Annotated in this window: 19 protein-coding genes; 9 read left to right on the top strand and 10 right to left on the bottom strand. The window is 64.3% G+C overall.

Annotation, left to right across the window (positions count from 1 at the left end):
- Positions 1-24: 24 nt before the first annotated feature.
- Positions 25-2,535 carry a cation-translocating P-type ATPase gene (locus AC0L3C_RS29495; protein ID WP_473409695.1) on the bottom strand — a complete coding sequence of 837 codons (2,511 nt, stop codon included), beginning with the start codon at positions 2,533-2,535 and terminating at the stop codon, positions 25-27.
- A 262-nt stretch (positions 2,536-2,797) separates the two neighbouring features.
- On the opposite strand from AC0L3C_RS29495, the gene AC0L3C_RS29490 reads away from it, so the two are divergent.
- Both AC0L3C_RS29490 and AC0L3C_RS29485 read left to right on the top strand, forming a co-directional pair.
- Entirely contained in the window at positions 2,798-4,453 is a 1,656-nt protein-coding gene (locus AC0L3C_RS29490) for a thiamine pyrophosphate-requiring protein (RefSeq protein ID WP_473263236.1), read from the top strand.
- 114 nt (positions 4,454-4,567) lie between these two features.
- A complete protein-coding gene (locus AC0L3C_RS29485; protein ID WP_473409694.1) occupies positions 4,568-7,069 on the top strand; it encodes a GAF domain-containing sensor histidine kinase in 2,502 nt (833 codons plus the stop codon).
- A 6-nt stretch (positions 7,070-7,075) separates the two neighbouring features.
- On the opposite strand, the gene AC0L3C_RS29480 is transcribed toward AC0L3C_RS29485, so the two are convergent.
- Together AC0L3C_RS29480 and AC0L3C_RS29475 are read right to left on the bottom strand one after the other, a co-directional pair.
- Complete coding sequence (locus tag AC0L3C_RS29480) at positions 7,076-8,647, bottom strand: MDR family MFS transporter (RefSeq protein ID WP_473409693.1); 1,572 nt, start codon at positions 8,645-8,647, stop codon at positions 7,076-7,078.
- 155 nt (positions 8,648-8,802) lie between these two features.
- The gene (locus AC0L3C_RS29475) at positions 8,803-9,318 is read right to left on the bottom strand and encodes a YcgN family cysteine cluster protein (protein ID WP_063993066.1); all 516 of its coding nucleotides are present in this window, start codon (positions 9,316-9,318) and stop codon (positions 8,803-8,805) included.
- 294 nt (positions 9,319-9,612) lie between these two features.
- On the opposite strand from AC0L3C_RS29475, the gene AC0L3C_RS29470 reads away from it, so the two are divergent.
- Genes AC0L3C_RS29470 through AC0L3C_RS29460 form a run of 3 tightly spaced genes read left to right on the top strand, consistent with a single transcriptional unit; the run spans position 9,613 to position 13,086 of the window.
- Positions 9,613-11,901 carry a transglycosylase domain-containing protein gene (locus AC0L3C_RS29470; protein WP_027516951.1) on the top strand — a complete coding sequence of 763 codons (2,289 nt, stop codon included), beginning with the start codon at positions 9,613-9,615 and terminating at the stop codon, positions 11,899-11,901.
- Positions 11,902-11,926: 25 nt separating this feature from the next.
- Positions 11,927-12,505 (top strand): DUF1214 domain-containing protein, encoded by a 579-nt coding sequence (locus AC0L3C_RS29465; protein ID WP_007593444.1) that lies wholly within the window; start codon positions 11,927-11,929, stop codon positions 12,503-12,505.
- Positions 12,502-13,086 (top strand): DUF1254 domain-containing protein, encoded by a 585-nt coding sequence (locus tag AC0L3C_RS29460; RefSeq protein ID WP_473263156.1) that lies wholly within the window; start codon positions 12,502-12,504, stop codon positions 13,084-13,086. The genes AC0L3C_RS29465 and AC0L3C_RS29460 overlap by 4 nt, the downstream gene beginning before the upstream one ends.
- A gap of 1,050 nt (positions 13,087-14,136) precedes the next feature.
- Here the strand turns inward: AC0L3C_RS29460 and AC0L3C_RS29455 are convergent.
- From AC0L3C_RS29455 to AC0L3C_RS29445, 3 genes are all read right to left on the bottom strand, one after another.
- Positions 14,137-14,571: a response regulator gene (locus AC0L3C_RS29455; RefSeq protein ID WP_473263155.1), complete on the bottom strand. Its 435-nt coding sequence runs from the start codon at positions 14,569-14,571 to the stop codon at positions 14,137-14,139.
- A 33-nt stretch (positions 14,572-14,604) separates the two neighbouring features.
- A complete protein-coding gene (locus tag AC0L3C_RS29450) occupies positions 14,605-14,982 on the bottom strand; it encodes a response regulator (protein ID WP_473263154.1) in 378 nt (125 codons plus the stop codon).
- 314 nt (positions 14,983-15,296) lie between these two features.
- Positions 15,297-15,722 carry a hypothetical protein gene (locus AC0L3C_RS29445; protein WP_473409692.1) on the bottom strand — a complete coding sequence of 142 codons (426 nt, stop codon included), beginning with the start codon at positions 15,720-15,722 and terminating at the stop codon, positions 15,297-15,299.
- Between the two features lie 512 nt (positions 15,723-16,234).
- Between AC0L3C_RS29445 and AC0L3C_RS29440 the strand changes: the two genes are divergently transcribed.
- From AC0L3C_RS29440 to AC0L3C_RS29430, 3 genes are all read left to right on the top strand, one after another.
- Positions 16,235-16,726, top strand: coding sequence for a GreA/GreB family elongation factor (locus tag AC0L3C_RS29440; protein WP_473263152.1), 492 nt, complete (start codon positions 16,235-16,237; stop codon positions 16,724-16,726).
- Between the two features lie 9 nt (positions 16,727-16,735).
- A complete protein-coding gene (rnk, locus tag AC0L3C_RS29435; protein WP_473409691.1) occupies positions 16,736-17,149 on the top strand; it encodes a nucleoside diphosphate kinase regulator in 414 nt (137 codons plus the stop codon).
- Between the two features lie 406 nt (positions 17,150-17,555).
- Positions 17,556-17,795, top strand: coding sequence for a YjiS-like domain-containing protein (locus AC0L3C_RS29430; RefSeq protein WP_473409690.1), 240 nt, complete (start codon positions 17,556-17,558; stop codon positions 17,793-17,795).
- Positions 17,796-17,925: 130 nt separating this feature from the next.
- Here AC0L3C_RS29430 and AC0L3C_RS29425 read toward each other — a convergent pair whose 3' ends face one another.
- Complete coding sequence (locus AC0L3C_RS29425; RefSeq protein WP_473409689.1) at positions 17,926-18,426, bottom strand: GlcG/HbpS family heme-binding protein; 501 nt, start codon at positions 18,424-18,426, stop codon at positions 17,926-17,928.
- A gap of 240 nt (positions 18,427-18,666) precedes the next feature.
- Here AC0L3C_RS29425 and AC0L3C_RS29420 point away from each other — a divergent pair, with 240 nt between their 5' ends.
- Entirely contained in the window at positions 18,667-19,719 is a 1,053-nt protein-coding gene (locus tag AC0L3C_RS29420) for a Cj0069 family protein (RefSeq protein ID WP_473409688.1), read from the top strand.
- A 21-nt stretch (positions 19,720-19,740) separates the two neighbouring features.
- Here the strand turns inward: AC0L3C_RS29420 and AC0L3C_RS29415 are convergent, their stop codons facing one another.
- The 3 genes from AC0L3C_RS29415 to AC0L3C_RS29405 all read right to left on the bottom strand — a co-directional run bounded on the left by AC0L3C_RS29415 (position 19,741) and on the right by AC0L3C_RS29405 (position 22,774).
- Positions 19,741-20,922, bottom strand: coding sequence for an MFS transporter (locus AC0L3C_RS29415; protein WP_473409708.1), 1,182 nt, complete (start codon positions 20,920-20,922; stop codon positions 19,741-19,743).
- 115 nt (positions 20,923-21,037) lie between these two features.
- A complete protein-coding gene (locus AC0L3C_RS29410; RefSeq protein ID WP_473409687.1) occupies positions 21,038-22,405 on the bottom strand; it encodes an NAD(P)-binding domain-containing protein in 1,368 nt (455 codons plus the stop codon).
- 51 nt (positions 22,406-22,456) lie between these two features.
- Positions 22,457-22,774: an ArsR/SmtB family transcription factor gene (locus AC0L3C_RS29405; RefSeq protein WP_007593490.1), complete on the bottom strand. Its 318-nt coding sequence runs from the start codon at positions 22,772-22,774 to the stop codon at positions 22,457-22,459.
- Between the last annotated feature and the right edge of the window lie 87 nt (positions 22,775-22,861).

Genomic DNA, 22,861 nt, shown 5'->3' with positions numbered 1-22,861 from the left:
TGTCAGGGCAGACTTTCATGCGGGCTACGGGGCTCGGGCGGGCCAGCGATGGCGCAGCGGGTATTTCGACAGTTCCAGCAACACCAGGGAAATCGCCGCCGCCACCACCGTAATCGCGAGATCGTCGGCATGCAGCGGACCAAAGCGAAACAGGTCCGCTGCGGCCGGCCACGCGAGGCTCAAGGCAAGCACGGCGGTCACGAACACGACAATGACGGCCAGCGTCCGGTTCGGCCTGGTGAAGGCCTCGACAAGCGATGTCGAGAACGAGCGGTTGACGAAGATCAGGCTCACGATCACCAGCACCAGCGAGAAGAACGTCAACGCCCGCACCTCGTTCTCCGGCATGCCGTAGGCATTCGCCGTCGCCATCACGCCGCCGGTCAGGGCCAGCGCAAGACCGCCCTGCAGCGCCGACCAGACCAGCAGGGACCTTGGCAGCAGCAACTCGTCCGGCGCGCGTGGCGGCCGCTGCATCACGTCGCGCTCTTCGGTCTCGGCCTCGAAAACCAGTGAGCAGACGGGATCGATGATCATTTCGAGAAACGCAATGTGGACCGGCCCGAACAGCAGCGGCATCCCGGTCAGCAGCGGCAACAGCGCAAGCCCCGCAATCGGAACATGGACCGCGAGGATAAAGCTCATCGCCTTGCGAAGATTGTCATAGATCCGGCGGCCGAGCCGAACCGCCTTCACGATCGAGCCGAAATGGTCGTCGAGCAGAACGATCGAAGACGCTTCGCGCGCCACGTCGGTGCCGCGCCCACCCATGGCAATGCCGATATGGGCGGCCTTCAACGAGGGTGCGTCGTTGACGCCGTCGCCCGTCATGGCGACGATCTCGCCGGCGCCCTTGAGTACATTGACGACGCGCAGTTTCTGAGCGGGCGCAATTCGGGCAAAGACGGTTTGTTCCCGCGCAGCCCGGGCGAGTTCGGCATCGGCCATGCTTTCGACGTCCGCCCCTGTCAGGACACGCCGGGGATCGAGGCCCGCCCGCGTTGCGATCGCAGACGCGGTTGCCGGATAGTCTCCGGTGATCATGACGACACGGATGCCTGCAGAACGGCATTCGGCGACGGCGCCCTCGACTTCAGGCCGCAGTGGATCCGCAAAACCGCTCAGGCCGCAGAAGCGGAAAGCAAAGCCGCGTTGCGTCTCGGGAAGAGACGTCTCCGCGCAACTCGCCCGCGCCACGCCGAGCACGCGAAGCCCTTCCCGAGCCAGCGCATCGACACGTGCCCGCAATTCAGACAGCTCTTCCGCGCTCATTCCGCACAGCGAGCCGATCGCTTCCGGTGCCCCCTTTGCTGCGACGACGCATTCGTCACCGCTTCCCCGCCATAGGTTCGACATCACGAGGAGGTCGTGACGCAACCCGTAGCTCTGCACGAGCCGTCGGCCGGTCGCCGTACCCGGTCTGAGCGAATGCAACGCTTTCTCCATGGGATCGAACGGCTCCGGAACGCACGCCAGAACCCCGGTCTCGATCAGCGGATCGAACGCAGGCTCAGGGCGCTCCGCGGCGCCAGGCGTGTATTGCGTGCCATCCGGCAGCATCAAGCGCGCGACCGTCATGCGGTTTTCCGTCAACGTGCCCGTTTTGTCCGTGCAGAGCACGGTCGCCGCGCCCAGCGATTCGATCGCCGATGCGCGCCGCGTCAACACGCGCGCCTGCGAGATGCGCCAGGCGCCCATGGCAAGGAACACCGTTAGGACGACGGGAAACTCTTCGGGAAGCATCGACATGCCAAGCGCAATGCCTGCCAGCACGCCCTCCAGCCAGCCGCCGCGGTAGATTCCGTAGAGGAGTACGGTCAACGCGATGACGATGGCGCTGGCAATGGCAAACATCGTCACGAGGCGCGTGGTCTGCTGCTGCAGACGTGGCGTTTCCGTCACCAGGGCACTGAGCGATTGTCCGATCTTGCCGATCTCGCTCCGGATTCCGGTCGACAGGACTTCGGCCACGCCGCTGCCCCGCACCACCAGCGTGCCGGAGAACACAAACGGCTGGTCGTCACCACCGGCGTGCGGCGTGCGCGGCTGTTGGAGCGCTGGACTTGCCTGCTTTCGGACCGGGACGGACTCGCCCGTCAGCAGCGATTCATCGAGCAGCAGATCGTCGCATCGAACGACGCGGGCGTCGGCCGCCACGCGGTCCCCCTCGGAGAGCACGATCAGGTCGCCGCGAACGACCTCCCGGCCGGGAATACGGATGCGTTCGCCCGCGCGGATCACAAGCGCGCGGGGGCTGGTCAGATCCCGTAGCGATTCGAGCACGCGTTCGGTGCGCGCCTCCTGCACGATGGTGATGACAATCGAGATCGACGCAAGGACGAGGAGCAGCAAGGCCTCGCCGAGATCGCCCAGGACAAAATAGATCACCCCGCCCGCCAGCAGCAACAGCAGCATGGGCTCGCGCAGAACGTCGAGGATGAGGCCCACGATCGTGCGCCGGCCCGTCCGAGGCAACTCGTTGAAGCCCTCGGCCTTGAGCCGGGCCTGCACTTCGGACGCGGTCAGCCCCTGCATCGACGGCGATCAAACAACAGATACTGGAAGCTCATTCGGGTCCCCGGGAATTCATGGAAAGATGCGGTGTGTCATCATCATCACCACCGCGGCCATTATGCCATGCGACAACGGCCTGCCGGCTTGAGCTGCGTCAAGCATCGACCTGACAGAAGGACGCGGCTGCCTTGCATGGCTGACCTACCTGCGGGGGCATGGAGCCGTGCTTTACCCTCCGCCAATTTCCTGATCCTCTCTCCCCTAATCAGCCGGAGCAACCGGCCTGCCCAGGGAGAGAGACGCCATGAAGCTCGGCACCGCGATTGCGGAAATCATGAAGCGCGAGGGGATCGAGATCCTCTGCGGCTATCCGGTCAACCATCTGATCGAGCATGCGGCCAGGGCCGATATTCGGCCGGTGATGGTGCGGCAGGAGCGCGTCGGCATCCACATGGCGGATGCGATCTCGCGGGTGACATCGGGACGCTCGATCGGCGCGTTCTGCATGCAGCATGGGCCCGGTGCGGAGAATGCGATGGGCGGCGTCGCGCAATGCTACGGCGAATCCGTTCCCGTGCTGGTGCTGCCGATGGGCTATCAGCGCAGGCTTTCGCATATCGAGCCGAACTTCAATTCCAGCGAAGCGATGAAGGCGTTTTCGAAATCGTCGGAGCCGATCATCCTGGCCGCGGAAGTCGCCAACATTTTTCGCCGCGCTTTCACCAAGCTGAAGAACGGCCGCGGCGGGCCCGTCATCGTCGAGATCCCCGCCGACATGTGGAACGAAGAGGTGCCGGAGCCGCTGAACTATACGCCGGTGCTGCGCACCCGCTATGGGGCGGACCCTGTTCATGTGAAGGAGGCGGCCGACCTGCTGGTCAACGCCAAGCGTCCGGTGATCTATGCCGGCCAGGGCGTGCATTACGCGCAGGCCTGGCCGCAATTAAAGCGGTTGGCCGAACGGCTCGCCATTCCCGTCACCACCAGCCTTGGGGGCAAATCGTCCTTTCCGGAAATGCATCCGCTCTCGCTTGGCTCCGGCGGCCTCGCGGTGCCGCGGGCGGTGCCGAAGTTCCTGGCCGAGGCCGACGTCATTTTCGGCATCGGCTGCTCCTTCACTGAAACAAGCTTCGGCGTCGCGATGCCTAAAGGCAAAACCATCATCCACTCCACACTCGATCCGAACCATCTCAACAAGGACGTGGAAGCCAGGATCGGCCTGGTCGGCGATGCCGGGCTCGTGCTCGACGCGCTGCTGAATGAGATCGGCAAGACCGTCCCCGCGGATCGCGACGCATCGGCGGTGGCGGCCGAGATCGCGGCCTCGCACGAGGAGTGGCTGGCGAAATGGATGCCGAAGCTCACCAGCAATGATGCGCCCTTGAGCCCGTATCGCGTGCTGTGGGACTTGCAGCAAACCGTCGATATCGGCAACACCATCATCACCCACGACGCCGGCAGCCCGCGCGACCAGCTGTCGCCGTTCTGGAGGTCGGTCGAGCCCCTCACCTATCTCGGCTGGGGCAAGACGACGCAGCTCGGCTACGGCCTTGGGCTGGCCATGGGCGCAAAACTCGCAAAGCCCGACAAGCTCTGCATCAATGTCTGGGGCGACGCGGCGATCGGCTTCACCGGCATGGATTTCGAGACCGCGGTGCGCGAGCGGATCCCGATCATGTCGATCCTGCTGAACAATTTTTCGATGGCGATCGAATTGAAGGTGATGCCGGTCTCGACCGAGAAATATCGCTCGACCGACATTTCCGGCGACTACGCCGCGATGGCACGCGCCTTCGGCGGCCATGGCGAGCGGGTGACGAGACCCGAGGACATCGTCCCCGCGATCAAGCGCGGCATCCAGAAAACGCAGGAAGGCATTCCCGTGTTGCTGGAGTTCATCACCAGCAAGGAGACCGAGGTGTCGCGGCCGGGCACATAAAGCTGGCCGGATTCTGGCAGCAAAACTCGCTGTCGCGGACGCTGGCTCCGGCCGCAGGAGATGTGATAATCCGCCTTGGTGCCGCGCATGTCGCGGTATCAAGCCGGAATGCGAATGACCACCCCTTCCAACGACATCGAAGAACTCGAACGCCTGTTACAGGCGGCCACAGCCGAGAACGCGCAGCTTCGAAGCGAGCTTGCGACCGCGCGCGATCGTCAGAGCGCCGGCGCCGGGATTCTGCGCACCATCGCGGCCTCTCCGTCCGATGCCCGGCCGGTGTTCGAGGCGATTGCATCCAGCTCCCGGCGTTTGCTCGGCGGCTTCTCCGCCACCGTGCTTCAGTTCATCGAGGACGAGCTCCACCTCGTGGCGTTCACACCAACGAGCCCTGAGGCGGACGCAGGGCTCAAGGCCTCGTTCCCGCGCAAGATTGCCGATTTTCCGACCTTCGCGCTGGTGCGTGGCGGTGAGACGATCCAGTTTCCAGATAGCGAAGCCGCGGAAGTCCCGGAGCTGAACCGGAAGCTTGCGCGGCTGCGCGGCTTCCGCAGCGTGCTGTTCATGCCGCTGATGAACCGGGGGATACCAGTCGGCATGATCAGCGTCACGCGCGCCGAGCCCGGCGCGTTCGCGGCCGACCTCGTCCAGCTGCTTCAGACCTTTGCCGACCAGGCGGTGATCGCGATCGAGAATGCGCGGCTGTTCAACGAGACGCGCGAGACGCTGGAACGCCAGACCGCCACCGCCGACATCCTGAAAGTGATGGCCGCTTCGCCATCCGACGTACAGCCGGTGTTCGATGCCATCGCCACCAACGCCAACCGGCTGATCGGCGGCTTCTCCACGGCGGTGCTGCGCTACATCGGCGGCGCCGCGCACCTTGCGGCGTTCACGCCGACCGATCCGGCCGGCGATCGCGTGCTGCAGTCCTCGTTCCCGGTGCCATTCGCGCAGTTCCCGCCCTACCAGCTCGTGGCCGATGGTGCGGCGGCGCAATTGCCCGACACCGAGGTCGAACCGGCAGCCCGCGACATCGCGCGCGCCCGAGGCTACCGCAGCATGCTGTTCGCGCCCCTGATGAGCAACGGCGAGGCCATCGGAATCATCATCGCCACGCGGCGCGCGACCGGTGCGTTCGGCGAGCATCATGTGCGGCTGCTGCAGACCTTCGCCGACCAGGCGGTGATCGCGATCAAGAATGTCAGCCTGTTCAACACCACGAGGGAAGCGCTGGAACGGCAGACCGCGACCGCCGACATCCTCAAGGTGATCGCCGCCTCGCCCGCGGATGTGAGGCCGGTGTTCCAGGCGATCTCCGACAGCGCCAAGTCCCTGGTCGGCGGACATTCCTCCACCGTCACGCGCGTCATCGACGGCCTGCTGCACCTCGCCGCCTTCAGCACCGACAACGAAGCCGGCAATGAAGAGCTGCTCAGCTCGTTCCCGGCGCCGCTGTCGGCATCCGGCATTCACAGCCGGGTGGCAAGAAGCGGAGAGTTCGCATTCCGCAGCGACATGCAGAACGAGCCCGACCTGACGGACGCCATGAGAGAGCTGGCGCGGACGCGAGGTTATCGCAGCATCCTCGTGATCCCGATGCTGCGCGACGGCGTCGCGATCGGCACCATCGGCGTGACGCGGCCGGAGGCCGGTCCCTTCCCGGACAAGGCGATCGCCCTGCTCAAGACCTTTGCCGACCAGGCTGTGATCGCGATCGAGAACACGCGCCTGTTCAACGAGGTGCAGGACCGCACCAGGGACCTCGCCAAATCCCTCGACGATTTGCGCGCAGCCCAAGACCGGCTGGTCCAGACCGAGAAGCTGGCCTCGCTCGGACAGCTCACGGCCGGTATCGCGCACGAGATCAAGAACCCGCTCAACTTCGTCAACAATTTTGCATCGCTCTCCGCCGAACTGACGGACGAATTGAACGATGCGCTCGCGCCTGTCCCGCTCGCGAACGACGTCCGCAGCGAGGTCGACGAGCTGACCGGACTGTTGAAGGACAATCTCGCGAAAATCGTGCAGCATGGCAGGCGCGCCGACTCCATCGTCAAGAACATGCTGCTGCATTCCCGCGAGGGCGGCGGCGAGCATCGGCTGAGCGACATCAACGCGCTGGTCGAGGAGAGCCTCAACCTCGCCTATCACGGCGCCCGCGCCGAGAAGCCGCAGTTCGACGTGACGCTGAAGCGCGAGCTCGATCCCGCGGCCGGGCAAGCGGCAGTGTTTCCGCAGGAGATCACGCGGGTGCTGCTGAACCTGATCTCGAACGGCTTCCACGCGGTGGCCAAGCGCAAGTCGGATGACGGCGCCACCGATTACGAGCCGGTGGTGATCGCCGCAACGCGCGACCTGGGCGACAGCATCGAGATCCGCATCCGTGACAACGGCACCGGCATTCCGCACGAGGTGAAGGAAAAGATGTTCGATCCGTTCTTCACCACCAAGCCGGCCGGCGAAGGCACCGGCCTTGGATTGTCGATGAGCCACGACATCGTGGTGAAGCAGCACGGCGGCACCATCGACGTCGCGACGGAGCCCGGCGCGTTCACCGAGTTCACGATTCGATTGCCGCGAAACAGCAGCTTTCCGGACGGAGGCCGCGGTTAGCGGTCCCTACTCCGCCATCTCGACGGGTTGCGTCGTGGACGGACCGGCCAGCGGCCGCTCCTCCATCATGATCAGGCAGAGCGCGGCGCCAGCCATCAGCGCGGTGGCGGCGCCGAAGACGTAGCGGAACGCATGCCGCATGTCGTCGGCGGGGATCGCATTGACGGCGCCGTGATGCTCGCCGGCGAGCGGAACGTCGGCGCCAAGTGCAATGAGCAGGATGGCCGCGAACGCCGCGACCGTGAACGAGGACATCAGCGAGCGGAAGAAGTTCAACGCGCCGGTGATGGTGCCGACCTGCGGACGGGCGACCGAATTCTGCACCGAGACCACGCAGACCGGAAAGGTGGTGCCGAGGCCAAGCGCAAACGCAGCCATCAGCGTCAGCAGCGCCCAGAGCGGCAGCGTCGTCAACGTGAGGGCGAGGCCGCACAGCGCGGCCCAGGACGTTCCGACGATGGCGACCCGCTTGTAGTGCTTGGCACGCGCCATGGTGCGACCGGCGACGGCCGCGCCGACGGTCGAGACCGCCGCGAGCGGAATCAGCGCGAGGCCCGCTTCGCTGGCGCTGAGATGATAGACCGCCTCGTAATAGAGCGGCAGCTGCACCGTGAGCCCCGTGATCGCACCGAGCGCACAGCCGCCGGCCGTCAGCCCGAACGGCACAACCGATCCTCCGAGCAGCGACAGCGGAAGGAACGGCTCGTCCGCGCGGCGCGCGTGCCACACGAAGGTGACCGCGAGCGCGACGGCGCCGCCCACCATCGCAAGCACGGTCGGCGAGAGCCACGGGAAGCGCGTGCCGCCCCAGGTCAGCACCAGCATGAAGACGACCGCCGAGGCCATCAGCAGCACGCCGCCGAGCCAGTCGACCTTGCGCTTGCGATGGAACACCGGGATCTTCTTCATCCTGGGCAACAGCAGCGCGATCGCCGCGGCCGCGAGCGGCACATTGATCCAGAAGATCATCGACCAGTGCAGATGCTCGGCGAACACGCCGCCGATGACCGGGCCGAGAATGCCGCCGACCATCCAGACGCTGGAGAAATAGGCTTGATATTGGCCGCGCTCGCGTGGGCTCACGACGTCGGAGATCACGGTCTGCACCACAGGCATGATGCCGCCGCCACCCAGCCCCTGGAGACCTCGTGCAAGAATCAGCATCGGCAGGTTCGGCGCGATCGCGCACAGCACCGAGCCCGCCACGAACAGGCTGAGCGAGATGATGATCATCACGCGGCGGCCATAGATGTCGCTGAGCGTGCCGAACACCGGCGCGACCGCGGTCGAGGCGAGCAGATAGGCGGTGATGACCCAGGAGAGATTGGAGACGTCGTGGAACTGGCGTCCGATGGTCGGCAGCGCGGTCGCGACGATGGTCTGGTCCAGTGCGGCCAGGAACATCGTCAGCATCAGGCTAATGACGATGGTGCGGACCTCGTCCTGCGACAGCGGCGCCCGCGAAGGAGCGTCATCGACGCTCAAAACCTCGCTCGGAAGGCGCGACAATTCCTCGGCGAGATCGTCGGGCAATGTCTGGGTGTCGGCAGAACTGCTCTGCCGCTCGAACTTGTTCATCTCGATCGGAAGCCATGAGGCGGCGCAACGCCGCGAAGGATTCGTTCTATGCAGCCAATGTAGACAGCAAAGTTCTTCTCGGGCAGGCACCGCGGCGCATGGGAGCATCCCACCCGACGGCCATCCCGAAGGCGTGATCTAACTGGTGCGGCGGATCAGTCCTTCGGACGTCGCTTCAGGCGGGCTCGTTTCGGCAACTGCGCCGGCCATTGCACGATGTGGTTCTCGAGCTCGTCGTCCGGGATCTCCACCTCGCTGCCTTCGACCCGTCCGCGTACGGAGACGCCGGCCTCATGCACGGTGTCAGGATCGCCCGACACCAGCGGATGCCACCAATAGAGGTCGCGGCCTTCCGCGACGAGCTTGTAGCCGCAGCTCGGCGGCAGCCAGTTCAGGGTGCGGACATTGGCCGGGGTCAGGCGGACACAGTCCGGAACCTTGTCGGAACGATTCGCATAGTCCTTGCAGCCGCAGGTCACCCCATCGAGCAGCTTGCAGCCGACATGGGTGAAGTAGATGTCGCCGGTGCCCTCTTCCTCGAGCTTGTTCAGGCAGCAGCGGCCGCAGCCGTCGCACAGGCTCTCCCATTCGGGCCCCGACATCTCTTCCAACGTCTTGGTTTTCCAGAAGAATCCTTCCTGGCCTGAAGGTCGTTTGGGAGCTGCGGTCATGCGCCTCAACAAAAGTTCGAAAGAGCTACGGCTGGTGCCATCTAGGGCGTGCGGCCTTGGGGCTGCAAGCAACGCCCGCGTGAGGCCCGTAGTGAACCGGGGTCAATTAGGCCTGTTGTTCAAAATCGCAAGCGTGACCATTGGTTTATAGGCCCTGCTCGGCTAGAAGGAACAGCAAGTCCCCACCGTCGCTGGCCGGGCGCCTTGGGTTTGCCGCAACACTCCCGCAAGACGTCTCGATGCCGCCCCGGCGGGGTGCTTGAACGCTTTCGAACCAAGCCGCAAGGGTTCTAGGTGCGCCAGATCATACCACCGCATTGGAAGGCCCGGATCCGGAATTTCTTCCTGGATCTCGATGCGCGCATCGACTCCTCGCTGTTCTCCTCGGCCAAGGGCATCCGCGAGCTCTACGAGCGCTACTCGACCTTCATGGACCGTTTCTATGTCGGGCGGTGGAAGCGCTGGGTCTTCATCGAGCCGCTGTCGGAGGCTGCGACGCTGGGCCTCGGCGGCCTGGTGGTGATGCTGACCCTGGCCATCCCCGCCTTCCGCGAAACCGCGGACGAGGACTGGCTGAAGAAGTCCGACCTCGCGGTGACCTTCCTCGACCGCTACGGCAACCCGATCGGCAGCCGCGGCATCAAGCACAACGATTCGATCCCGCTGGAAGATTTTCCGGACGTGCTGATCAAGGCGACGCTCGCGACCGAGGACCGCCGCTTCTACGAACATTTCGGCATCGACATCGCCGGCACCGCGCGCGCGCTCGTCACCAACGCCCAGGCCGGCGGCGTCCGCCAGGGCGGCTCCTCGATCACCCAGCAGCTCGCCAAGAACCTGTTCCTGAGCAACGAGCGCACCATCGAGCGCAAGGTCAACGAGGCCTTCCTCGCGGTCTGGCTGGAATGGCGCCTGACCAAGAACGAGATCCTCAAGCTGTATCTCGACCGCGCCTATATGGGCGGCGGCACCTTCGGCGTCGACGGCGCCGCGCATTTCTACTTCAACAAATCGGCACGTGACGTGACGCTCGCCGAAGCCGCGATGCTCGCCGGCCTGTTCAAGGCGCCAACCAAATACGCGCCCCACATCAACCTGCCCGCCGCCCGCGCCCGCGCCAACGTCGTGCTCGACAATCTCGTCGATGCCGGCTTCATGACAGAGGGCCAGGTGTTCGGCGCACGCCGCAATCCCGCCTTCGCGGTCGACCGCCGCTACGAGGCTTCGCCGAATTACTATCTCGACTACGCCTTCGACGAGATGCGCAAGCTGGTCGACACCTTCCCGAAATCCTACACCGAGCGCGTCTTCGTGGTCCGGCTCGCGATCGACACCAATGTGCAGAAGGCCGCCGAAGACGCGGTCGAGAACCAGCTGCGCCAGTTCGGCCGCGACTATCACGCGACCCAGGCGGCGACCGTCGTCTCCGATCTCGACGGCGGCATCCGCGCCATGGTCGGCGGCCGCGACTACGGCGCCAGCCAGTTCAACCGCGCCACCGACGCCTATCGCCAGCCGGGCTCGTCGTTCAAGCCTTACGTCTACACCACCGCGCTCCTCAACGGCTTCACGCCGAACTCGATCGTGGTCGACGGCCCGGTCTGCATCGGCAATTGGTGCCCGCAGAACTATGGCCATTCCTATTCCGGCGCGGTGACGCTGACGCAGGCGATCACGCGTTCGATCAACGTCGTGCCGGTCAAGCTGTCGATCGCGATCGGTCAGAAGGAGCAGCCGAAGGCGCCGAACCCGGCCAAGATCGGCCGCGCCAAGATCGTCGAGGTCGCGCGCCGCTTCGGCCTCAAGGCGCCGCTGCCCGACACGCCGTCGCTGCCGATCGGCTCGGACGAAGTCACCGTGCTCGAGCACGCGGTGGCGTATGCGACCTTCCCCAACCGCGGCAAGGCGGTGACGCCGCATTCCGTGCTGGAAGTGCGCACCGGCGCGGGCGATCCGGTCTGGCGCTGGGACCGCGACGGGCCGAAGCCGCGCCAGGCGATCCCCGCCTCCGTGGCCGCCGACATGGCCGGCATGATGAGCCACGTCGTCAGCGAAGGCACCGCGCGGCGCGCAGCCCTCGACGGCATTCCGACCGCGGGCAAAACCGGCACGACCAATGCCTATCGCGACGCCTGGTTCGTCGGCTACACCGGCAATTTCACCTGCGCGGTCTGGTACGGCAATGACGACTATTCGCCGACCAACCGCATGACCGGCGGCTCGCTGCCAGCGCAGACCTGGCACGACATCATGCTCGCGGCGCATCAGGGCGTCGAGGTCCGGGAAATCGCCGGCATCGGCATGGGCCAAAAGCTGCCGCCCGAGCGGATCGCCAACGCGCAGGCCAATGCGGCGCCGAAGGTGCTGGAGACCAAGCCCGGTCCGCCGCCGGTATTGACCAAGCGCGGCGCCGACGTTTTGGTGCGCGTCGAAAAGCTGCTGGATGACGCGGCCCGGACCGCGACCAAATCGGCCGCCACCGATCCCAAGCAAGCCAAGCCGGCATCGTCCACGAGCGCGCTCGCCTTCCCGCAGAACTATGCGGAAGAGAATGCGAACGCATCCGCCCCGCGCAAGAACTAATCGAAACAAGAACTGATCGAAACAAGTGCGGCTGATCCTGATCACATTGACGGCCCTTCTGCTCGCAACCGTGGTCGGCGTCGGCGCGACCTGGATGACGACAACGCGCGGCACCGAGATCGGCGCGCTGACCATCGGCCCCTGGACCGCGCGTCCGCGCACCGGTACCGCCGACGTCGATCCCTATTCGCGCGCCACCATCGTGCGCAACGGCGAGCTGCCGATCGGCACCGGCGACGGCGTCGCCTTCACCGCGACCGCCGACGACAAGAAGAAAGTGCTCGACGGCCGCTGCGACGTCGTAGTCTCCGGCGTGACGCCGCCGGCGCGGTTCTGGACGCTGACGCTCTATGACCGCAAGGGTCATCTCGTCCCTAATTCGCTGCAGCGCTACGGCTTCACGAGCCAGGAGATCGTGCGGCAGTCCGACGGCTCGTTCGAAATTCGCATCGCCTCGCGCTCGCGCGCCGGCAACTGGCTGCCGACCGGCGGCATCGAACGCTACGCGCTGATGCTGCGGCTCTACGACACCCCGGTCGGCGTTGCCACACGCACCCAGCGCGACGCACCGATGCCCACGATCACGACGGCGGGCTGCTCATGATCCGGCTGTTGTTCACCATCGTTGCCGGCGTGGTGCTGGGCCTCGTGGTTCATCTCGTCAGCGTGCTGGCGTTGCCGCGGATCGCGACCCAGGACGCCTATTCGCGGCTGACGCCGATGACCAAGCTCAACGGCGTCACCCAGCTTCCGCTCGCCGATCCCAGCACATCGCCGATGCCGTTCATGGACCCGGCCTTTGCACTGGCGATCTGCCGCTACGATCTGTCGAACGGACCGATCAAGCTGACGGTGCCCGTGAGCCAAGCCTACACCTCGGTGTCGTTCTACACCCGCAACGAGATCGCCTATTATGCGATCAACGACCGCTCGGCCGGCAAGAAGGTGATCGAGCTCGATTTGATGACCGAGCCGCAGCACAACGAGCTGCCCGAGGACGAAGAGATCACCGCCGCCGACCGCCTTATCATCGATTCCCCCAGCACGACCGGCCTGATCGTGATGAAGGCGCTCGCCCCCGAGCCCGGCCTGATGCCGCAGGCGCAAGGCTCGCTCGCGGCCGCGAGTTGCGGCCCTCAGACCGAGCCGCCGGCGAAGGCCGAAGCGCCGCGCGGCCGGCGCTGAGGTGCGCCGCTTCGGGACGCACCAAAACAAAAAGTCGAAAAACAACCCCATGCACAGTAGCGTTGGCATTGAAATCACTAGCCATTTTGGTTGCACCAAATAGGCGTTTGCCGGACCGATACATCCCTGCCCGTCGCGCTGTTCGGATTTGACTCGTCGGGCAAAACACTGGCACAATGGCATCATCGAAAGTTCACCCGCGCGGAGCAATCCGGCGCGGGTTTTTCATGCTGGAGCCTCAAACCGAAGATGGCTTCAATGCCTGCAGCTCAACTTCACCTTCAGGTCGGTGGCTGTAGTCCTGGCGAGTTGAGCCAATCATCTAACGACAAGCTTGTTTCAGCCCAGCGTGCGCGTCTGAGGGCGGCATCTCTCACTGGCCCTGGCGGGAGCAGTTCCGCGGCTGAGCGAAGACGAGCGGCCATTTCTGCAAGCCCCTCTTGGTGCGATTCATCGAACTTGCGCCGCTGGCTCACTGCACGATCCGTTCCGGAGGAGGCGGGAGCGCAAGCGGCGTTCTCATCACCGATAACAGCCACTGATCGGGCGGTGACATCGGAACGTAGATATTGGTGGCAGCTTCCGTCGGCGCACTCGTGCACACAAGCGGCAGAGAACGGTTCACGTTGGCGGCATTTCTTCCCGCAGCATGTACTGGATCAGGTCGGAGCCACCAAGCATCGCGTCCCGCTAGCGCGGAACAAGGTCGGGGCATGCAGGTTGATCTTGCGGCAGGGAGAGTTGTCATGAGCGAGGACGAGCTGACCAGCAAAGCCGAGCGCGCGCTCGTTACCGTTGCGCTTAGCCTGACGATGCTCGTTCTTTGCGTCGGAGCCCTGATCTGTCGCTAGCCCCGGGCGACGGCAGCTGCCCGCGATGAAGAGCTTGGCTTCAGAGCGAAAGACGGCGCGCAACGCAGCTGTTGCGTCACCAGTTTCGCGCTGAGGATGAGCAGCCAAATTATTGTTGCCCACGGGGACTATCGCCCGCCGGTTTCAGCGACGCCGCTCGTGGTGCTCGGCGATCCCTGCAGGGCGGACCAAATTGGGTTTATCTCTCCGACGCTTTAGCCACCGTCTGGTGTCCGTCATGAGGTCGCTGCCGCCGCCCACCCATGAGCCGAAGTATTCGACGATGGAGAATTTGGGCGTTGTAAGGAGCCGGAAGCGGACCGCTCTCGCAAAGCGCCCCCGCGACCTCGACGGCTCGCTTGGTACTTGCGGTGAGGTGCAATTGAAGAGCGGGCCGATGATCTCTCAGCCATTTTGCGATGCCGAACCCATCCCCGGCCAACTCCACGCTGCTGAGGACGAGATCCACCGGAATGGTCCCTTCATCTAGCAACGCGATTGCCTCGTCTGCTGAGCGCGCCTCCAACACCTTGTAACCGCAGCCGCGGAGAAAGTCGGCCAGCGCCATGCGCATCAGCACGTCTTGCTGCGCAAGCACGATCGTACGGGGGGCGGCTGATTGGTTCGTTTGCATGCCGGACAACCGATGAGTGGCGGTCTTCGTTCCTTACCAACCCGCGATCGCTCTGATCCGCTGCACGACTTTCGGAAGGTCCCACGGTTTCGGAACAAAAAGATCGAATTCGGCACCGGGGGGTGGCGCCTCCGATGAGGTAAGTATTACTTTTAGAGTGGGAAAATCGCGCTTGATCAGGGTTGCGAGTTCCGCGCCATCCATTGACCCGGGCATCCGAATGTCAGTCACAACCAGCGAAACCTGAGTCCCAGAGTGAAGAACGTCCAACGCTTCGTCTGCATCGCCGCACTCGATCACCGCGAGACCGTTCTCTCTCAGCTCATCTGCGACCATGATGCGGACCAGCACATCGTCCTCAACGACGAGCACAGGACGCTTCGAAGCGGGATTGGTGTCGGTGTCGAGCATCCTGCCTGTGTTCACTTTTGCCACTCGTTCAATGGGTTGGCCGGAAATCTAATCAGTGCTCGGAGATTTTGTTCCACGGTGACGCCCCCACTAAAAGCGCAGTAGCCTTGCTAACCATCCAGGTATGTTAAAGCGTCCAGTTGCAAGGACTAGAGGATTCTGGTTCTGGCCCCCAGCGGTCATTGCGGTCTCTCAAGACAACGACAGCTTCTGAACTGAAGCTGATGCTGTTCCCGGTCGAAAGCCCAGGAATTGAGCATGGCAGCGAGCACCATCTCGAGCATCAGGCGACGTTCAGCGAGCGCTCATCGATCCTAGCGCTGCTCGGTTGGATGCACCCATTTGTAGGGCGTAATGCTTTGCGTTGCGGTCAGCTTGGTCATGTGGACAGGTGGCGCGGAACGTCCCTCTCGGCATGACCGGCACTTCAGAAACGCTTCGAGCTTCCAGATCGGCGTGTCCCGCGGCCGGCGGATCATATCGAGCGGCAGGCTCGCTCGCGCCTTGCACCTGTTGCACTCGACTTCGAGCCAGCGCATGCCACCATTGAGGCATTGCGCGATTGTGGGGGACGGCTGCGCGGGACCACCGTAGCCTTCCATCCGCACCGACCAGGCTTCGGCTTCCGCCCGATCGGCTTCACGAACTGCTTTCGTGGCAACTTCGCGAGCGTGCTTGGCGGAAATCTCCGCCCCCATGATCCGGCCGCTCCAGATGATCTCTCGTGATTTCGTGCCCATCTCCTCCTATGAAGACGGCCCGGCTCGCGTTGACAAATTATCGATTGCTGGTGGGCTGGAACGGCCGAACACCACTACCCCTCGCGTTGTGGAAAACCGGACGGGCATGCGAATCCTTCACGCAGCATCGGCCAGACTTTGACACGTCGGGCAAAACACTGGCACAATGGCATCATCGATACGTTCACCCGCGCGGAGCAATCCGGCGCGGGTTTTTGTTGGCGGAGCGCTGGTTGCCGTGATCGGAAAAGCACTATCGTCTCACTCCGACGACGCTCCTTTGTCCCCTCTCGATATTTCATGTGCAGAGGTGCTGTGCGGTTTCGTCGCAATGTTTCCGCGGAAATGAACTACTATAGTCAGAGCATCATGGCTTACGTCATCGACATTGATGCGCGCACCGCGCGTTTTGGTCTTCACGCCGGCCGCCTCCAAGCAGGCAGTTAGCCGGACGGTGTTCGCGCCGTCCGGGCTCTTTTCCAGCTTTTGTGACCTCCACTCGAGAGGTCGTCTTGAAGCAGAAGGAGTGCGCCGTGCTGCCTCTTCCAAAAATCGCACTGACCTCATCAGACTATCCGCGGCTCGAACAGCTCGCCCGCCTCGCCGTCCAAAAAGGAGATTTGGACGGGATATTCCTCATGGGCGAAATCAACCGCGCCGATATCGTCCCGGACGAAGGGGACGTCGTCCGTCCTTTCGTGACGATCGGATCATGGGTCACCCATTGCACGAATTGGGGCGTTCCGCGTCGCACCGTGCAACTGGTCTGGCCCGAGGAGTGCTGGTCGGATCCCGCCTGCATTTCGGTGTTGACCCCGCTGGGTACAGCTTTGATCGGACTGCAGGTCGGCGATCAGATGCCGTACTTCGTCGCCGGATGTCTGAATGTCGTCAGGGTCCAAAGCCTGACCCCATCGGATTCAAAGGTTGTCCCACTCTTCCGGAGGGGGCCGAGGCGGTCAGGCAACCCGTGCGACGACGACCCCGGACCAACTGCAGCATAGGAGCTATCAATGCGCAATTTCGAAGCTGAGAGCCGGCGAGAACAGCCGGCGTTGCCGCCGATCAAGATCACTGAGGATGAATCGCGGCGCCTCAGTTCCTTGGCCAATTCGAGCATGGATCTGTTTCCGCGAGTGGCCCATTTTCTGGCCCGGGAGATGGAACGTGCCACGGTGACGGACGAGAACAACTTGCGAGGCGTGATCAGGATGGGATCGAAAGTGACCTATCGCGACGACGAGACGGGTGCGAGCCGAGAGATCGTGCTGGTCTATCCGCATGAGGCAAACATCGAGCTCAATCGGATCTCGGTCCTGACGCCTGTTGGAGCGGCGTTGATCGGCCTATCGCCGGGGCAGCGGATCGATTTCGAGACGCCCCACAAGCGCACGAGGGGCCTCACCGTTCTCGCGGTGTCCGAATAAGGCCCGTAGGTCAAGTCAGATCGAGTCGCCGTCTTGCGATGTGGGCGCGTAGTCCCGAGGGCGTCGCGCCGGATCTGGCCGTTTCGTATGAATTCGACAGCGCACTCAACTTGGTTTCGTAGTGCAATGGATCACCGCGCCTCTCACCATTGCAGGACTGGTCGCCCAAAGACACTGCGCGGCTTCGATCATCGTGATGAGTTTGCAACGGATGTGCCCCCGCAGAGGACCGAGCACTTAGGGGGCGTGAAGTTGTTCACGAGTACGTCTCAAGTCGCGATCAGGACATGCTCAGGATCGCTTGTGCGGCAAGGACGAGCATGATAGCAAAAGCCATCGGGTCAAACACAACCGCCCGACCAGCTTTCGAGCCAAGCGTTGTTTCGCTCCATTACGGAGGTGAAACATGTCTTGCGACAGCACCACTGGCTCAATCGGCACATCCGGCGCAGCCTTCGGCCCTGCTCCAGACCCTGGATGGTTCTGGAGGTTAACGCTCGCGCTGCTGGACGGCATCACACGGCGCCGTCAATACGACGAGCTTCTCGAACTGGACGACCGGCTTCTCGCGGACATCGGTTTATCGAGAACAATCGTCGGGGAAGCTCGACGGTGTTACTTCTCAGGTTGGCGCGACGATCGGTGATCGTCATATCCACTCGATGAGCGGCCACACCTGGGTGTGCGAAGGCGGCACGTCTGCTTATCCTTGCGGATCAGACGGCCGCCAAGCTCGCGAAAAGGCCGGACTTTTTGACTGCGATCCTGACGTCTTCTCAGAAGTCCAGCTTGTCGCGTATGGCATCAATTCCGGCTTTCGCGCACGCTTCGTCCGCGTCACCGCCCGGCGCGCCGGACACGCCGACCGCTCCGACCAGGGAGCCGCCGGCTTCGACGATGAGGCCTCCGGCGATGACGATCGCTCCGGGAAGATTGCGAATGCCCGACTGCATCATGCCGGGCTGACTGATCGCATTCAGCTCGGTCGTGCTGGCCTTGAACGAGGCGGCCGTCCACGCCTTGCCGGCTGCCGTCGAGGGCGTGTGCGGGCCTGCGAAGCGGTCGCGCAACATCACTTGCGTGACGCCGAAGCGATCGACGACAGCGACTGCAACCTGGTATCCACGGGTACGGCAGCTGGCCAACGCAGCGCGCGCAAGATCGAGCGCCAGTTCCGGACCGAGCGATTTGTAGGCGACCAAACCTTCCTCCGCCCGGACTGGGCAGATGGACGCAATCAGCAGGGCCGTGGCGACCGGCAGGCATCGAACGTTCATGACAATCTCCGGCACAGGTGACCAAACGCTATTTGATCCCACCATATGTCAGATCATCGAACAGGGTCACGCTATCTGCCGGCGACCGTCACGAAGAGCTCACCGCTCCGCGAAACCGTGCCAGTCACGTCTTGAAACTCGCGAACAGCCTCGTTAGTCTCCTTTGCATGGGGACAAAGCAGACTCCCCGTGAGGCCTCGGTCCAAGCTCTGCGCAGCACGCCATTCGTGGAGCTTGCGCATGGACACCGAACGACACCCTTCTCACCAACACACCGTCGCCATCCTCTCGCGAGGCGACGCTGCCGCGCGGCGGGATGCGACGGCGCAAAACAGCCGCTTCGTCCGCATTTTCGAAGCCCTCGCCGCCGTCGGCATCGAAGCCCGGCCGGCGATCTACGACGAAAGCTTCGCCGAAGAGGTCCGTGAGCAGTTGCTCGCGGTGGACGGCGTGCTCGTCTGGGTCGATCCGATCCACCAGGGCAAGACGCGCGTCGAGCTTGATCCCCTGCTTCGCGACGTTGCGGCGCGGGGCGTGTGGGTCAGCGCTCATCCGGACGTCATTCTCAAGATGGGCACCAAGGAGGTACTCTATCGTACCCGCTCGATGGGGTGGGGATGCGCCACGGCTTTATATCAAACCGCCGAGGCCATGCGCGCCGAGTTGCCGACACGGCTCGCCACCGGTCCGCGCGTGATCAAGCGCAACCGCGGCAACGGCGGCCAAGGCGTGTGGAAGGTCGAGCGCCTGCCGAATTCCCCGATGATAAAGGTGCTGGACGCGACCAAGGATGGCTCCGAGGAACTGACGTTGGAGAGTTTTCTCGGTCGCTGCACCGAATATTTCGAGAACGGCAGCGTGGTCGATCAGCCATTCCAGCCGCGCTTGAGCGAAGGCGTCGTACGTTGCTACATGGCGGGCGATCGCTGTGCCGGCTTCGGCTATCACAAAGTCAAAGCCCTGGTTGACTCGCCGGCCGCCCGTTCCGAGGCCGGACCGCGACTCTATACCTCGAACGCAGACCCGCGCTTCCAGCGGCTGCGTCGGTTGATGGAGGACGAGTGGACGCCGGGAATGATGAAGACGCTGGACATCGACGAAGGCTCGCTCCCGGTCATCTGGGACGCGGACTTCCTGTACGGTCCGAAAGATGCGACCGGTGCCGACACCTACGTCCTGTGCGAGATCAACGCGAGCTCATGCTTCGCGATCCCCGAGGAGGCCCCGGCGGCGATCGCGCGAACGGTGAAGCTGCGGCTCTCGCAGATGCAGAGGGCTGGCTCGGGCCAGTGAAAACGCCGCGAGCGCGCGGCGTCATCTCGCGTTGCGGCTCGCGGGCGGTGGCCTCCGCGCCCACAGCAGCGCCAACGGCCCCAGCGCAATTCCGGCCGCAAGGACGCTGAACGCCAGCAGCCAGCCGGTCGCGCTCTGCGGGCCGCCGGCTGCGTCGAGTGCGGCGCCGGTGCCCCAGGCGCCGACCGCCGACAGGCCGAAGCCGACCGTCGAATGCAGGGCCAGGGTCGCGCCGCGATGTTCGGACACAGCCGCGGCCGACATGCCGGCGGTCAATGCGCCCGAATCCGCCGGCACGGCCAGGCCATAGACGAGCAGCAGCAGCGCAAGCACCCATGCCGGCGCTGTCGCGTTGAGCCCGATGACCAGTGCGACGCAGGCCGACGCGATCATCACGACCGTGATCGCGCGATGGCGACCAAATTTCAGGGCGGCCTCGTTGCCGAGGATGCTGGCGGGCATCGAGATCACCGCAAAGCTGAAGCTCAGCACGACGGGGCTCAACCACGACGGCGCGCCCTGATGAGCGACGACGAAGGTCCAGAACCCAACCAGCCAGGTGCGGATGCCGTAGAGCTCGAAGCAATGGGCGCCGTAGCCGAAGATGTATCCGAGCGCCTCGCGGTTGGCGAAGACGGGCGCGAAGTTCAAGAGACGTCCCGCTTTCGGCGCGGGCCGCTGCGCCTGCATCAGAAGGCACGCGATCACCATCGCGATCGGACCGAAGCCGGTGACGAGGAAAGCGGTCCGCCATCCCCAGCGGTCGGCGATCACTTGCGCGATCAGGAACGACAGGCCGACGCCGACCGAGAAGCTCGACGTGTACAGCGTGACGACGCGCGAGGTGTCGCCGGCGGGAAGCCGGTCGGTCAGCGCCTTCAGGCCCGGCATGTAGGCGCCGGCAAATCCAAGCCCTGCCAGGGACCAGATCGCGGTCGCGGACCAAAACCCTTGCGCGAAGAGTCCGAACGCGACGGTCGCCAGTCCGCTGACGATCGAGCCCCAGAGCAGGACGAGCCGCGCGTCGATCCGGTCGGTCAACGTCGTCAGCACAGGCACGGCGAGCATGTAGCCGAACGCGTAACCGCTCGCCATCAAGCCGCCTTCGGCCGCCGAAAGGCCCCACGCCGGCATCAGATGCTGCGCCAGGTTCGCGGACAGCGTCACATGCGGCAGGAGATTGCCGACCTGGCCGATGCACATCACCGCGATCAGAGACCGGCCGCTCAAGTTACGAATGCTGTCCTCCCGCCCCCGCGCCGAAACCGCGCACCAACCACAATGGACAAGTCTCCGGCTTCACCTGCAAGACCCAACTTCATGAACAACCGCACCCCGAAGCGCCGGCCTTCTTCGCCGCTTCGTCGGCGGCGCAGCAGGCCGTCGGTTCCTGCTTCGCCGGCCCACCGCAACATCCTGATGCGACCCCGGCGGCTTCGACGCTGCCGCGCGTGCAGACGCCGGTCTCCGGCAGCACGAGTTCCACCCTCGCGGCGGCTTCCTTGTCGCCGGCCAGATCGGCCGCAATCGAGCGCACCTGCTCATATCCCGTCATCATGAGAAAGGTCGGCGCGCGGCCATACGACTTCATGCCCGCCATGTAGAAGCCCGGCTCATCGTGCGCGAGCTCGCGCGCGCCGTGCGGGCGCACCGTGCCGCAGCTGTGCTCGTTGGGATCGATCAGCGGCGCCAGCGCGACCGGCGCCTCGATGGCGGGATCGAGCCGAAGGCGCAATTCGGACAGGAACGAAAAGTCGGGACGAAAGCCCGTCGAGACGATCAGCTCGTCCACGATCACGCTCCGTCCACCGCGGCCCGAGCTGGCCGCGATCTCGAGGCGGCCCTCGGAGTCCGACAGATGCGTGACGCCGAATTCGGTTTCGACCTTGATCTTCCCGGCGGCAACGAGCGCGGCGAAGGCGTCGCCGAGCTCTCCGCGTGCGGCAAGCTTGTCATTCCGGCCGCCGCCAAAAGCCTTGGCGGGATCGGCGCCGCGCAAAAGCCAGATCGCTTGCGTCCCCGGCACCTCGCCTGCGAGCTGCACGAGATCGATCAGCGTGCCCACCGCGGAGTGGCCGGCGCCGAGCACCGCAACGGTCTTCCCGGCATATCTGGCGCGGCCGGCACCACGGACATCGGGCATGCCATAGGCGATGTGGCCGGCGCATTCACGCTCGCCGATCGCGGGCAGACCATTGCCTCCGGCGGGATTGGGCGAGAACCATGTGCCTGATGTGTCTATCACGGCATCCGCGCGCAGCACTTCAGGACCTTTGCCGTTCTGGTAGCGGATCTCGAACGGCGCCTGCTCACGCCCCTTCGTCTTCGCCTTGTCGAAGCCGACGCGGCTGATGGCCGAGACGCGGCTGGATGTCCGGATCGCCTCGCGCAGTGGTGTTCGCGTCGCAAGCGGCGTCAAATATCGATCGAGCAGTTCGCCGCCGGTCGGATAGGACTGAGGGTCCGGCGAATTCCATCCCGTCGGCGCGAGCAGGCGCGCGGCGGCCTTGTCGATATTGTACTCCCACGGCGAGAAGAGCTGGACCTGCTGCCATTGGCGAACCGCGTGCCCCGCTTCGGATCCTGCCTCCAGAACGATGGGTGACATGCCACGCTCCAGGACGTGCGCAGCTGCTGCGAGGCCGACCGGCCCTGCTCCGATGATGGCGACCGTCTTAGCGTTCATTCGGCTTCTCCCGTACTTCTAGAATCATCGAACAATACAAGCCAAAAAAGATCACGCCGCCGTTTGCGTCGTCTTGCATCCGACTTCGTCTGCGCAGCACTCGGCCGCCAGGAAATCGACCAGACCCCGCATCGCGTCGAAGTTTGCGTGGCAGATCAGCGTCGTCGATTCCCGGACCTGACTGACGAGCCCGACAGAGACCAGGGTCTTGATGTGATGCGACAGCGTCGAGGCCGGAATTTTCAGCTTGTCCTGCAAGCGACCGACGGGCATGCCGGAGTGCCCGGCCCGGACCAGGGCCCGATAGATCTGAAGCCGGGTCCGGTTGCCCAGGGCTTCGAGGCGTGCTGCTGCGTCATCGATCTTCATGGCCGCCACGATGCGCCCGCTGGTCCGTGCCGTCAACAATATTTCTAGAATATTCGAAATACTGAGCCGGTGACGCGCTTCGGATTC

It is taken from the genome of Bradyrhizobium sp. WSM4872, from assembly GCF_055811715.1.
Note: the sequence above shows the minus strand (reverse complement) of the source record. Positions and strands in the feature narration are given on the sequence as shown.

What these genes read in the sequence shown, in the direction of transcription:
- AC0L3C_RS29495 (WP_473409695.1), bottom strand. Translation starts at nt 2,535, where the DNA reads ATGCAGGGGCTGACCGCGTCCGAAGTGCAGGCCCGGCTCAAGGCCGAG.
- AC0L3C_RS29485 (WP_473409694.1), top strand. Translation starts at nt 4,568, where the DNA reads ATGACCACCCCTTCCAACGACATCGAAGAACTCGAACGCCTGTTACAG.
- AC0L3C_RS29480 (WP_473409693.1), bottom strand. Translation starts at nt 8,647, where the DNA reads ATGAACAAGTTCGAGCGGCAGAGCAGTTCTGCCGACACCCAGACATTG.
- AC0L3C_RS29475 (WP_063993066.1), bottom strand. Translation starts at nt 9,318, where the DNA reads ATGACCGCAGCTCCCAAACGACCTTCAGGCCAGGAAGGATTCTTCTGG.
- AC0L3C_RS29460 (WP_473263156.1), top strand. Translation starts at nt 12,502, where the DNA reads ATGATCCGGCTGTTGTTCACCATCGTTGCCGGCGTGGTGCTGGGCCTC.
- AC0L3C_RS29455 (WP_473263155.1), bottom strand. Translation starts at nt 14,571, where the DNA reads ATGCAAACGAACCAATCAGCCGCCCCCCGTACGATCGTGCTTGCGCAG.
- AC0L3C_RS29450 (WP_473263154.1), bottom strand. Translation starts at nt 14,982, where the DNA reads ATGCTCGACACCGACACCAATCCCGCTTCGAAGCGTCCTGTGCTCGTC.
- AC0L3C_RS29445 (WP_473409692.1), bottom strand. Translation starts at nt 15,722, where the DNA reads ATGGGCACGAAATCACGAGAGATCATCTGGAGCGGCCGGATCATGGGG.
- rnk (WP_473409691.1), top strand. Translation starts at nt 16,736, where the DNA reads ATGCGCAATTTCGAAGCTGAGAGCCGGCGAGAACAGCCGGCGTTGCCG.
- AC0L3C_RS29430 (WP_473409690.1), top strand. Translation starts at nt 17,556, where the DNA reads ATGTCTTGCGACAGCACCACTGGCTCAATCGGCACATCCGGCGCAGCC.
- AC0L3C_RS29425 (WP_473409689.1), bottom strand. Translation starts at nt 18,426, where the DNA reads ATGAACGTTCGATGCCTGCCGGTCGCCACGGCCCTGCTGATTGCGTCC.
- AC0L3C_RS29420 (WP_473409688.1), top strand. Translation starts at nt 18,667, where the DNA reads ATGGACACCGAACGACACCCTTCTCACCAACACACCGTCGCCATCCTC.
- AC0L3C_RS29415 (WP_473409708.1), bottom strand. Translation starts at nt 20,922, where the DNA reads ATGTGCATCGGCCAGGTCGGCAATCTCCTGCCGCATGTGACGCTGTCC.
- AC0L3C_RS29410 (WP_473409687.1), bottom strand. Translation starts at nt 22,405, where the DNA reads ATGAACGCTAAGACGGTCGCCATCATCGGAGCAGGGCCGGTCGGCCTC.
- AC0L3C_RS29405 (WP_007593490.1), bottom strand. Translation starts at nt 22,774, where the DNA reads ATGAAGATCGATGACGCAGCAGCACGCCTCGAAGCCCTGGGCAACCGG.